This is a genomic window from Bradyrhizobium sp. (assembly GCF_049586575.1).
GTDB lineage: Bacteria > Pseudomonadota > Alphaproteobacteria > Rhizobiales > Xanthobacteraceae > Bradyrhizobium.
Window position 1 is genome coordinate 1 of record NZ_JBAVCF010000280.1, and the last position, 11,884, is coordinate 11,884.

12 protein-coding genes and 1 pseudogene are annotated in these 11,884 nt (G+C 61.7%); 8 read left to right on the forward strand and 5 right to left on the reverse strand.

Going from position 1 to position 11,884, the window contains the following annotated elements; translation table 11 throughout:
* Positions 1-391: 391 nt before the first annotated feature.
* The 8 genes from WB528_RS10755 (at position 392) to WB528_RS10790 (ending at position 8,258) form a co-directional block, all read left to right on the forward strand.
* The gene (locus WB528_RS10755) at positions 392-1,285 is read left to right on the forward strand and encodes an NAD(P)-dependent oxidoreductase (RefSeq protein WP_423888397.1); all 894 of its coding nucleotides are present in this window, start codon (positions 392-394) and stop codon (positions 1,283-1,285) included.
* Between the two features lie 211 nt (positions 1,286-1,496).
* Positions 1,497-2,747, forward strand: coding sequence for an ABC transporter substrate-binding protein (locus tag WB528_RS10760; protein ID WP_423888398.1), 1,251 nt, complete (start codon positions 1,497-1,499; stop codon positions 2,745-2,747).
* Between the two features lie 196 nt (positions 2,748-2,943).
* Positions 2,944-3,810, forward strand: coding sequence for a branched-chain amino acid ABC transporter permease (locus WB528_RS10765; protein ID WP_423888399.1), 867 nt, complete (start codon positions 2,944-2,946; stop codon positions 3,808-3,810).
* Entirely contained in the window at positions 3,807-4,742 is a 936-nt protein-coding gene (locus WB528_RS10770; protein ID WP_423888400.1) for a branched-chain amino acid ABC transporter permease, read from the forward strand. The genes WB528_RS10765 and WB528_RS10770 overlap by 4 nt, the downstream gene beginning before the upstream one ends.
* Complete coding sequence (locus tag WB528_RS10775; protein WP_423888401.1) at positions 4,739-5,494, forward strand: ABC transporter ATP-binding protein; 756 nt, start codon at positions 4,739-4,741, stop codon at positions 5,492-5,494. Before WB528_RS10770 ends, WB528_RS10775 begins: the two co-directional genes overlap by 4 nt.
* Positions 5,484-6,203, forward strand: coding sequence for an ABC transporter ATP-binding protein (locus WB528_RS10780; RefSeq protein WP_423888402.1), 720 nt, complete (start codon positions 5,484-5,486; stop codon positions 6,201-6,203). The genes WB528_RS10775 and WB528_RS10780 overlap by 11 nt, the downstream gene beginning before the upstream one ends.
* 31 nt (positions 6,204-6,234) lie before the next feature.
* Positions 6,235-7,125, forward strand: coding sequence for an NAD(P)-dependent oxidoreductase (locus tag WB528_RS10785; RefSeq protein ID WP_423888403.1), 891 nt, complete (start codon positions 6,235-6,237; stop codon positions 7,123-7,125).
* A gap of 59 nt (positions 7,126-7,184) precedes the next feature.
* Positions 7,185-8,258 (forward strand): amidohydrolase family protein, encoded by a 1,074-nt coding sequence (locus tag WB528_RS10790; protein ID WP_423888404.1) that lies wholly within the window; start codon positions 7,185-7,187, stop codon positions 8,256-8,258.
* Between the two features lie 211 nt (positions 8,259-8,469).
* Here the strand turns inward: WB528_RS10790 and maiA are convergent, their stop codons facing one another.
* From maiA to WB528_RS10815, 5 genes and pseudogenes are all read right to left on the reverse strand, one after another.
* Positions 8,470-9,129: a maleylacetoacetate isomerase gene (maiA, locus tag WB528_RS10795; protein WP_423888405.1), complete on the reverse strand. Its 660-nt coding sequence runs from the start codon at positions 9,127-9,129 to the stop codon at positions 8,470-8,472.
* A 63-nt stretch (positions 9,130-9,192) separates the two neighbouring features.
* A pseudogene (locus WB528_RS10800) lies at positions 9,193-9,474 on the reverse strand (ABC transporter permease subunit); the annotation flags it as partial.
* A 25-nt stretch (positions 9,475-9,499) separates the two neighbouring features.
* A complete protein-coding gene (locus WB528_RS10805) occupies positions 9,500-10,354 on the reverse strand; it encodes a type 1 glutamine amidotransferase domain-containing protein (protein ID WP_423888406.1) in 855 nt (284 codons plus the stop codon).
* A 5-nt stretch (positions 10,355-10,359) separates the two neighbouring features.
* Entirely contained in the window at positions 10,360-11,334 is a 975-nt protein-coding gene (locus WB528_RS10810; RefSeq protein ID WP_423888407.1) for a quinone oxidoreductase family protein, read from the reverse strand.
* 235 nt (positions 11,335-11,569) lie between these two features.
* Positions 11,570-11,884 (reverse strand): CoA transferase (locus WB528_RS10815; protein WP_423888408.1); only part of this gene is annotated, 315 nt, incomplete at its 5' end.

Below are 11,884 nucleotides of genomic sequence, written 5' to 3' on the forward strand. Positions count from 1 at the left end.
GATTCCGAAGTTCGCACGGTATCGCGGCAACCTCCGATGCGAGCTTCGGAATCAAAGGAGCTCTAGTAACTTATTGATTCTAGGGCGGCCTTGAATTTGAAGTTCCTATAAAGCGATTGCCGCAACATTGACAGGAACTTCAAATTCGCCGCACTAGTGGTCCGATTCTTGAAGTCTGTTTATCGCCCGATCACTAATTAAGGCGCGGGCTGCGCTGCCCGTCAATCGAATTCGGCAAGAGACCGGCCGGATCGAACGAGCAGATTTTGCAGCACGGTTGGCATCGGGCGCGTGATCGCGGGTTGGCGATTGTCTATTGCCGGATCAATCGCTATTGAGGGCGCGCGGTCGCATCAGTTCCGGTGCGAGCCTCTTTCGGCGGGAAATTTTCATGGACAAGACGGTCGGGATCGTCGGGCTTGGCATCATGGGCGGCGCGATCGCCCGCAACCTCGTTGAGCGCGGATGGCACGTGGTCGGCTTCGATACCGATCCCGCCAAGTGCGCAGAGCTCGCAGAAGCCGGCCTTGCCATCGTCGAAAGCGTGGCCCAGGTCGTCCGCAATGCGCCCATCGTCATGACGAGCCTTCCGACTCCCGCAGCGGTCGAAAGCGTCGCCAGGCAGATCGCCGAGTCCGGCGAACGCCAGCGCATCGTCGTCGAACTCTCGACGCTGGCGCTCGCGGACAAGCTTCGTTTTGAGGCGACCCTGAAAAAAGCCGGCCATATCGCGCTGGATTGCCCGTTAAGCGGCACGGGCGCGCAGGCCAGGATGCGCGACCTCATTGTCTACGCCAGTGGCGACAGTGCCGCGATCGCCAGTTGCGGTCAATTGTTTGCGGATTTTGCCAAGCAAAGCGCTGATCTCGGCGTTTACGGCAACGGCAGCCGGATGAAATTCGTCGCCAACCACCTGGTCGCGATCCACAACGTCGCCACCGCGGAGGCGATGATTCTGGCGGAACGCGCCGGTCTCGACCCGAAGCGCGTCGTCGAGATGGTCGGTCCCGGCGCCGGCGGTTCGCGCATGTTCCAGATGCGGGCGCCGATGATGGTCGAAGGCAAATATGAGCCTGCCACCATGAAGGTTTCGACCTGGAAAAAGGACATGGCGATCATCGCCGAATTCGCTGACGATATCGGCGTTGAGACCCCTTTGTTCACGTTGACCCAGCCCGTCTACACCCAGGCCATGACCATGGGCTTGGGCGACCAGGACACCGCCGCCGTCTTTGAAGTCCTGAAGCGGACGATCCTCACCGCCCCCAAGAGCGGGCAGGCGTGAGGATGGGCGCCTAAGGCCAATCGTCGCACACGACGTCGGAGCGTTATTGCACCGCGACAAAAAACGTCGAAACCGCGTTTTTTCGACTTTAGTGCGTGGCGGATCGGTCTCCGAGGCGTGGTTATCACTTGATCATTTAGTGCTTCCGTTCGATAAATCGCTCAACCATAAAAAGCACGGATGTCCGGGCTGAATGCCCTTGGGAGGGACCATGACGATTTCGCGACGACAATTTGTATCAGGCGTTGCCGGCGCAGGCATCGCGACCATGGCCAGTCCGAACGTTGGGTTCGCACAGACCAGCGGGCCGATCCGCGTCGGCCTTCTGGCGGCCAAGACCGGACCGCTGGCGTCCGGCGGCATCGACATGGAACTGGCGCTGACCATGTTCCTGAAAGAGCGTGATTACACGCTGGCGGGCCGCAAGATCGATCTGATCGTCGCCGATACCGCCGGCGTTCCCGCCACCGCGCGCACCAAGGCGCAGGAGCTGGTGGAGAAGAATAACGTCCACTGCATCATCGGCCCGCTCGCAGCCTTCGAGGCGCTCGCGATCATCGACTATCTGACCGAGAAGCAGGTACCGACCTTGGGCGTTTCCGCGGCCGAAGACATGACCCAACGGCATCCGAGCCCTTGGTACGTCCGGCTGACCTCGACCTCGGCGCAATGCGCCTATCCGCTTGCCGACTATTCGCTCAAGGAGCTGAAATACAAGAAGATCGTCACCATCGCCGACGACTTCGCTTACGGTCACGAGATGTGCGCCGGCTTCCAGCGCGCCTTTGAGGACGGTGGCGGCAAGATCATCCAGAAGATCTTCACGCCGCTGGCGACGCCCGACTACGGCAGCTATGTCGCGCAGGTGAAGACCGATGCCGATGCGATCTTCTTGGGCACAGCCGGCTCGAACGGCTTCCGTTTCCTGCGCCAGTTCATCGAGTACGGCCTGAAGGACAAGATAGCCGTGATCGGCGGCATGACCGCGCTCGACGAATCCGTGTTGCGCAACATGGGCGACGAGGCGCTCGGCATCATCACCACGAGCTGGTACTCGGCCGAACTCGATAATCCGCTCAACAAGGCGTTTGCGCCATCCTTCCGCAAACAGTTCAAGTACGATCCCGGCTACTACGCCGGAAGTACCTACGTCTCGGGCGAAGTGCTGGAAGGCGCGCTCAAGATCGTCAAGGGCAACGCGGAAGACAAGAAGGGTTTCATGGCGGCCATCCGCGGCAACAACTTCGACACGGTGCGCGGGATCGTCAAATTCGACGAGTTCGGCAACGTGGTCGGCAACGTCTATATCCGCAAGGTCACGCGAACCGACGGACGCCTGGTGAATGCCGTCATCAAGGACTATCCGGATGTCAGCCAGTTCTGGACCTATAACAAGACCGAATTCCTGAAGAACCCGGTCTATTCGCGCGATTATCCGCCGGCCAAGAATCTGGAGCTCTGAAATTATACGGAGCTAGGGTGAGCCGAAACCCGCTCTGGGAGTGCGCTCCCACGCAACCGGGGGCTGCCCCGGTTGCGCATTGTAAAGTTTGCGCAAGTCGGGCAAGCCCGACTTGCGGTGGGACAGGGTTGGGGTGAGAGGTTACGGTTTGTGGTTGGAACGCCCTCAGAAGCAGGACGCAGTATCGGGACACTAGATGCAGTTTTGGATCATCCAGGGTCTCAACAGCCTGTCGCTTGGCGGTTTGCTGTTTCTGCTGTCGTCCGGATTCTCGCTGATCTTCGGCCTGATGCGGCTTGCCAACCTGACGCATGGCGCATTCTTCATGCTGGGCACTTATTTCGGAGCCGTCGCGCTACGCAACTATAGCGGCCTGGACCTCTGGGTGACGGCGCTGGGTGCTGGAATCATCGTCGCCGCACTCGGCGGCCTGTTCGAGCGGCTGGTGCTGACACGGCTGAAAACCAATCCGCTCGGCCAGGTGCTGGTCACGCTCGGCATGGCCTTCATAATCTCGGATGCATGTCTGGTGCTTTGGGGCGGCGACTCCATTCCGGTGCCGACGCCGCATTATCTGCAGGCGCCGACGCGGCTGTTCGGCTTCGTGTTTCCGACCTACCGGCTGGTACTGGTCGGCATCGCCGTCGTCGCAGCAGCCGCGCTCTACATCCTGATTGATCGCACGCGGCTTGGAGCCATGATCCGCGCCGGCGTCGACGACCGCCAGATGGCCCGCGCCGTCGGCATTCCCGTCTCGCGTCTCTTCACCATCGTGTTCTGCCTTGGCACCGGGATTGCCGGCGCGGCCGGCGTGCTTGGCGGCCCTATTCTCTCCGCCTATCCCGGACTTGACGGCGATATGCTGCCGCTAGCGCTGATCGTCGTCATTCTCGGCGGCATCGGGAGCCTGTTCGGCGCCTTCGTCGGCAGCTTCATCATCGGCTTCATCTACACCTTCGGCACCGTCCTGTTTCCGGAGCTGGCCTACATCATCCTGTTTCTGCCGATGATCTTTGTCATTGCGTTCCGCCCGCAGGGCCTGTTCGGGCGTGTCAGCGCATGAAGTGGATCGCGAGCGCCGTCTTCGCCGCCATGGCGTTCTCGCTACCTTTTCTTGCAGGGGATTTCTACATCAACCTTGCAAGCCAGATCTGGATCGCGGCGATCTTCGCGCTCAGCCTCAACCTGCTGGTCGGCTTCGGCGGCATGACCTCGCTCGGCCATGCTTCCTATCTTGGCGTTGCCGCCTATCTCTCGGCAATCCTGACCAGCCGCTACGGCTTCGGCCACGGCACCGCGGCGCTGATCTCGATCTCGGGAACGGTGGCGATGGCGGCGTTCTTCGGCGTGATCGCGCTGCGCGCGACGGGCCTGGGCTTCCTGATGATAACGCTGGCGCTATCGCAGGTGTTGTGGGGGCTTGCCTATCGCATGTCGAACGTCACCAACGGTGACAACGGCATCGCCGGGTTGACCCGCCCCTCGCCGTTCGGCATCTCGCTCGAGAGCGCGGCTTCGTTCTACTGGTTTTCCCTGATCGTCGCGATGTTCGCCTTCGCGATGATGGCCATCTTCGTGTCGTCATCCTTCGGCTCGTCACTGAAGGGCGTACGCGATCAGCCGCGCCGGATGGCGGCGCTGGGCTTCAATCCCTGGATGATCCGCTGGATCACTTTCATCTATGCCGGCTTCTGGGGCGGCGTGGCCGGGCTGCTCTATGTCTATTACAACCAATACATCCACCCGACCTCGCTTTCGACCACGAGCTCGGCCGAAGCGCTGCTCGGCGTGATCGCGGGAGGATCGGGCACGCTCGGCGGCCCGGTCGTGGGCGGAGCGCTCGTGCTGCTCTTGAAGAACTATGCTTCGGCCTATATCGACCGCTGGAACATGCTGCTTGGCGCGGTATTCCTGTTCATTGTGCTCGTGATGCCGACCGGGATCGTCCCGGGCGTGCAGAAGCTCACAGCGCGATTGCGAGGACGGTCGTCATGAGCGCGCCGTCGTCGAACCTCGCGCTTGAAATCGTCGACTTGAACAAGGCGTTCGGTGGCCTCAAGGTCACGCAAGGGGTGTCGCTTTCGATCCGGCCAGGCGAGCGGCGACTGATCATCGGCCCCAACGGCGCCGGCAAGACCACGCTGTTCAACCAGATCAGCGGCGACATGCGGCCGAACTCCGGAAGAATCAAGCTGTTCGACGAAGACGTCACGACGCTTCCCCCTTACAGGCGGGCGCATCGGGGCCTGTCACGCACCTATCAGATCATCACGCTGTTTGGCGGCGACACCCTCGAGCACAACGTCACGCTCGGCCTTCTCGGCCTGCTTCCTTCGCGATGGCAGATGTGGCGGCCGCTGTCGTCCTATCGGCATCTCGCCACCGAAGCCCGCCGGACGCTCGACAGCGTCGGGCTCCTGCATCTGGCCGACCATCCGGTTTCTGAACTGGCCTACGGCGAAAAACGCCGGGTCGAACTCGCGATGGCGATGTCGCAACAACCGCGCGTGCTGCTGCTGGACGAGCCCCTGGCGGGCCTCTCCGACAGCGAACGAACGACCGTGAAATCCCTGGTGGCTTCGATCCCGAAAGATACCACCGTGGTCATGATCGAACATGACATGGATACTGCCCTTGATCTTGCCGAAACGGTGACGCTGCTCAATTACGGTCGCGTCATCGTCGACGGCGAGCGGGACACGGTGATTGCAGACGCACGAACGCGCGAGGTGTACCTTGGCGCGTGAAGCCCTCTGCCTTTCCGGCGTGCACACCTTCTATGGGGACAGCCATATTCTGCACGGCGTTGGCTTCTCGTTGGCCGAGGGCCAGGTGATCGCTTTGTTGGGACGTAACGGCGCCGGCAAGACCACCTGCATCTCCACCATCGTCGGCTTCCTGACGCCGAAAGAGGGCGACATCCGCCTGTTTGGCGAGGCGATCGGAGGCTTGAGCCCCGAACGCATTTCGCGCCTCGGCATTGGCCTCGTCCCGCAGGGCCGGCGGATCTTCCCGTCGCTGACGGTGCGCGAAAACCTGATCGTGGCGCGGCAACGCGAGCGGAGCACGGCCAAGCCGTGGAATGTGGAACGCATCTTCGAGCTGTTCCCGCGCCTGCAGGAACGCCACGCGCAGTTTGCCGGCACGCTGTCCGGCGGCGAGCAGCAGATGCTGGCGATCGGCCGCGCGCTGATGGGCAATCCTCGCGTCCTGCTGCTCGATGAGCCGTCGGAAGGTCTTGCGCCGTTGATCGTTGCGGAAGTCGGCCGCACCATCAAGCGATTGAAAGAGGAAGGCCAGTCCATCGTTCTGGTCGAACAGAACCGGCAATTGGCGCTCGAGGTCGCCGACCAGGCCGTCATTCTAAACACCGGACGGTGCGTCTTTGCGGGCGACGCGATCGGGATCAACGAAGAGCTGATCACGCAGCATCTGGGCGTGTATCATGCCCACTAAGCCAGACACCACAAGATCGAGGTAAAACACAATGAAAGTCGGCGTTTGCGGAACGGGAAGAATGGGCGCATCGATCGCGGAGCGATTGATTTCGGTAGGACACGAAGTGGCCGTCTGGAATCGTGACGCCGCCAAGACCAAACCACTGGTCAGTGCGGGCGCGAAAGCCGCCACCTCTCCGGCCGCGCTCGTCGAAGGCTGCGATGCCGTGATTGTCATGCTGTTGAACGATGCCGCGACCGAAGCCGTCTATCGCAGCGCCGACGGCCTGTTGAAGGCGAAGCTCGCCGGCAAGCTCGTGATCGATATGAGCACCATTCGCCCCGACACCATGGTATCGGTCGGCCAGGCCGCGATGCGATCCGGCGCAGCTTTTGTCGAATGCCCGGTCGGCGGCAGCAAAGTCCCCGCCAGGGAAGGCAAGCTGTTTGGTCTGGTCGGAGGGTCTGAAGCCGACGTCGCGCGCGCAAAGCCCCTGCTCGAGCAACTCTGCCGCCGCATTGAGCATGTCGGCCCGCTCGGCGCCGGTGCAACGTTGAAGCTCGCGGTCAATCTGCCGCTTCTCGTCTATTGGCAGGCGCTCGGCGAGTCTCTCACCATCTGCAAGCCACTCAATCTTCCCCCGGAACGGTTGATCGACATCCTCTCCGACACCGCCGGCGCGCCCGCCGCGATGAAAGGCCGCGGCGCCATCATCGCCAAGGTGCTCGGCGGCGCGCCACTTGGAGAGACCGCCTTCGGCATCACCGCCGCCAAAAAAGACCTCGCCACCGCCGTGCAATTTGCCGCCTCCCTCCATGCCGAACTGCCGGTTGCGAAAAGCGCGCTGGCCTGCTTTGAGCAAGCGGAAGCGGATGGGCTGGGCGAGGCCGATGCGACCACGGTTTCCGTCCACTGGACCCGGCGCAAGCCGAAATCCTGACCACTCGCTGATCCCGAAACACAACGATCCGATTGCCTCCAACAGCAGAGTCCTCATCCATGATCGATGCCAAGAACCGCTATGGCCTTACTGCCGCACGCAACAATGACGCGGACGGCCTCGCACGGCGTCCGTCTTCCACGACGATCGATATTCACGCCCATATCGTCATACCCCAGGCCGCCAAGATGGCGCAGCCGCATGTCGATTTGTCGCGCGTGCCACTGGCGCATTTTGCCGATGCGGCCACCAAGGAGATCAACGCCCAGCAGGAAAAGGACCTCGGCGAGGTCATGACGACCGTCGATCGCCGCCTGTTCGATCTCGACAAGATGGGCATCGACATCCAGCTCGTCGCGCCCGCCCCGCCGCAATGTTACTACTCGGTCGATCCCAAGATCGCCGAAAAGGCGCACCGGCTCGCCAATGACGGCGTGGCGGAATATTGCGCGCGCAAGCCGGACCGGTTCGTCGGGCTCGGCGTCGTGACCTTGCAGGAGCCGGAGCTCGCAGTGCGGGAACTCGACTATGTGATGAAGGATCTCAAGCTGAAGGGCGTCGAAATCCTGACCAATGTCGACGGCCAGGAGCTATCCGATCCGAAATTCCGGCCCTTCTTTGCCCGCGCCGAGCAGCTCGGGGCCTTCATCATGATGCACCCGAACGGCTTCACCCATGGCGACCGCCTGACGCATTTCTATTTCAACAACGTGCTCGGCAATCCGCTCGAGACGACGGTTGCGCTTCATAACCTGATCTTCTCGGGAACGCTGGCTCGCTTCCCCGATCTGAAGCTGATGGCGGTGCATGGCGGCGGCTATTTGCCGGCTTATTCCGGCCGCATCGATCATGGCTGGGGCGCGCGAAAGGACTCGCACGGCGATCTGCCGTTGCCGCCGACGACGTACCTGCGGCAGGTCTATCTCGACACGGTCGTCTTCAGCTATCACCAACTCGCTTATCTGATCGACGTGTTCGGACCTGATCGTATCCTGATGGGCACCGACTATCCCTTCGACATGGCCGAATATAATCCGGTCGGACATGTCGCCGGCGTCCATGGAATGGACGAGACGATGCTGTCGCAGATTGCAGGCGGCAATGCCGCACGCGTGCTGGGGCTCGATGTCTAAAGATCGGTCCGCTGGAAGTGTGCTTGGGTTACCTGAACCTCCCCTTGAAAAGGGGAGGTCGCTTTGCTCGCTTGCGCGCAAAACGGGAGCGGATCGGAATATCCGGACTGACATATGAGAAAAGGTGACTCCCTCTCCCTTTCAGGGAGAGGGAGCCATAGCTTCCCGTGCGGAAGAGTTCAGCACTTCCTTGAAGCTCCAAACGGCCTGATTAATGCTTCGCGCCTGCCGTCTTGTAATCGGGCTGCTCGAACGGGTGTGAGTTCGAAAATTCCGGCAACGCAAAGCAGCGACCCGAAAGCTCCTTCACCAGCGGAAAGGCATCGAGTCCGACCTTGAGGTATTGCGCGCCGACTACCTGGCCGGCGATGCAGATGTCCGCAAGTCCGACGTCTTTGCCGAGTGCAAACGGCGCCGGGGCGCGGCGCGCCAGGAACCGCTCATAGGCCGCGAGAGCCTCGGTGGTCCAATGCGCGCCCCATTCCTCGATCGCCTTGGTCTCGGCGCCGAACGCCTTCGCCAGATGCATGCGGACCCGCGGCACGGTCAGCGGATGGGCGTCGGCGATGGTCATCAGCGCCAGCGAGCGCGCATAGGCGCGCTCCCTGATGTCGTCCGGCAACAGCCGCGGCGCCGGCTTGATCTCGTCGAGATATTCCATGATCGCGAGCGACTGATACAGCGAATGGCCGTCATGGATGAAGGTCGGCACCACATGCTCAGGATTGACGGCGTCGTAGCCCGGCTTGAACTGCTCGCCTTGAAGAATATCGATCGAGATTTCCTCGAACGGCAATTCCTTCAGTTTGAGCGCGACCCTGATGCGAAATGACGCGATCGAACGCCAGAAGCCGTAGACCTTGATGCTCATCGGAAACCCCCATCGAACCGATCCCGCCTGCTCATAGCATTCGGAAGCAAATAGACAAGCGCCTCAATCCGACCGGCTATGTTGCCGCCAGCGCAGGAGATAGGCTTGGAGCCGCTGGATTCCGGTGGCAAGCACGACGCCGACCGGCATCAGGATAGTGACCGCGACCATCATGCCCGACGCTTCGCCCCGCGCTTCCGACTCGATGATCAGCCGGCCGATCCCTTGTTCGGCGCCGATGAACTCGCCGACAAGCACGCCGATCAGCGCAAAGGAGATCGCGGGCGTCAGCGAAGCGAACACCCAGGCCATGGTGGAGGGGATCACCACCGTCCGGGTGATCTGCCATTCGCTCGCTCTGGGGACGGCGCTATTTCACCAGATCGACAAAGGCTTTTGCGAAGGTGTGGACGTCGCCCGGCCAGCGAGCGGAAATATAGTTACGATCCCGCACCACGAAGGCCGGCCGCGCGTCATCCATGGAATCGCGCTGCAAGCCGGACGTCTTCCGCCGATGCTCCGGATCGGTACGAGGCACGTCGAGAAAATCCTCCGCCTGAGCGAGCGCGCGCGTCACTTCCTGCTGCACCGACATATAGCCTTCGGGCTCGCCGGTTTGTTCGAGATACGTCCGGTAATAGTTCGGATCCCAGAACCGCGTAATGCGCGCGACCTTCCAGGCGCTGTTTTCGAGGGCCCAGGTCAACGCCGTCGTCTTGTAGCCATTAAGCACCGAACGGCCAGTCCGGGCCGAGTGGCTTCGCGCGGCCAGAAGTACGCCATGGCAGATCGCGGCGACCGGCTTTTGTGCGTCAAAAAAATCGGCAACGTGACGCTGAAGCGTCACACTCTCGAGATAATCGCGCATGCCGCGCGCGCGATGCCCACCCGGCAAGAGCAGCGCGTCAAACGCGGAAGGATCGACGGAATCCCAGCGTAGCGGGTTTGAATAGCGGGGGTCAGCGATCATCGCCGCGTAGGCGTTGCGGGCATCACGATTGGCCCGCATCAAAAGCCCGATCAGCGGCAGATTGCGCAACAGCGGAATCGCGCCCCAGAGATCGAGGCCTTGCCCGGTCAACATCATGTCGTCGGCGGCTGCGGGCTGGCCGTCCGGAGTCGCAAAGGTGACCGTATGGCCCGCATTCGACAATACCTGCCAACTGACGGCGGCTTCGCTCGGGTCGAAGTCCCGCGCCGGCAGAGGCATGAGAACGCGGGCCATCGCGCTCACACCAGGAAGACGGTCGAGCCCGTGGTCTTGCGCGCGGCGAGATCCGCATGCGCCTTGGCGGCGTCCTTTAACGGATAGGTCTGGTTGACATTGATCTTCACCGCGCCGGAAGCCACGACCTCGAACAGCTCCTTTGCCATGGCGCGAAGATTCTCCGTTTTGGCCGCATAGGTGTTCAACGTCGGGCGGGTGACGAACAGCGAGCCCTTCTGAGCCAATAGACCGAGGTTGAGCGGCTCCACGCCGCCTGACGATTGACCGAACAAGGCAACGACACCGAGCGGGGCGAGGCAATCCAGCGATTTAAGGAAAGTGTCCTTGCCGACGGAATCGTAAACCACCGGCACTTTCTTACCGCCGGTGATTTCGTCGACGCGCTTCACGAAATCCTCGCGCGAATAGACGATGGTGTGTGCGCAGCCATGGGCCTTGGCGAGCGCGGCCTTCTCGTCGCTGCCGACGGTGCCGATCACGGTGGCGCCCAGATGCTTGGCCCATTGCGACAGGATCAGGCCGACGCCGCCGGCTGCGGCGTGAAGCAGAATCGTATCGCCTGGTTTGACGCGATAGGTCTGGCGGATGAGATATTGCACGGTGAGGCCCTTGAGCATCATCGCAGCCGCGGTCCTGTCGTCGATACCATTGGGCAGCTTGAGCAACCGCTCCGCTGGAATAAGCCGCACTTCGGCATAGGAGCCAAGCGGGGCTGCGCCATAAGCGACGCGATCGCCCGGCTTGAGGTCGGTAACGCCGGGGCCGACTTCCTCGACGACTCCCGCACCCTCGCCGCCAAGGCCGCTCGGCAGCTGCAACGGATAAACGCCGGAGCGATTATAGATGTCGACAAAGTTGAGCCCAACGGCGGTATGGCGGATGCGCGCTTCGCCCGCACCCGGCTTACCGACATTGACCTCCTCCCAGACAAGAACTTCGGGACCGCCGGTCTTGTGAAAGCGGATGGCGTGCGTCATGGGAATAACTCCTTTGATGGGAAACGAGGCGGATCGTCCGCGAGGGGATATCACCGGCTCTACATTATAATAGCGCCGCGGCAAATGCGGAAAATACACTTCCAGGCGAGCAACGAAAGTCGCGGCATCAAAAAGCAGCTCCAGAAACGAAAGAAAGCCCGGTGGCCGAGCGGCCACCGGGCATATTTTTCTTTCCAGAACGTGTCGCCGCATCACGAATGCGGCCAGACAAATATCAGCCGGCTGAGGCCAGCACCTTTCCGAACACTCCGGCTTCCGCCAACGCAGCGATCTTCGCCTCATCATAACCGAGTGTATCGCGCAGCACTTCTCTTGTGTGCTGGCCGAGCAATGGCGCGGCGACGGGATCGATGACTGGCGTCAGGGAAAGATTAAGCGGGGTTTCGATATTCGGAACGGTGCCGGCCTTGGGGTGCGGAATCTCGCTGACGCGATGACGTTCGCGCGCTTCGGGCGAGTTGAAGGCTTCCTCGACGGTGCGCAGATAACCGACGGGAATATTCGCCGCCTTCATCTTGGTCACCCAGTG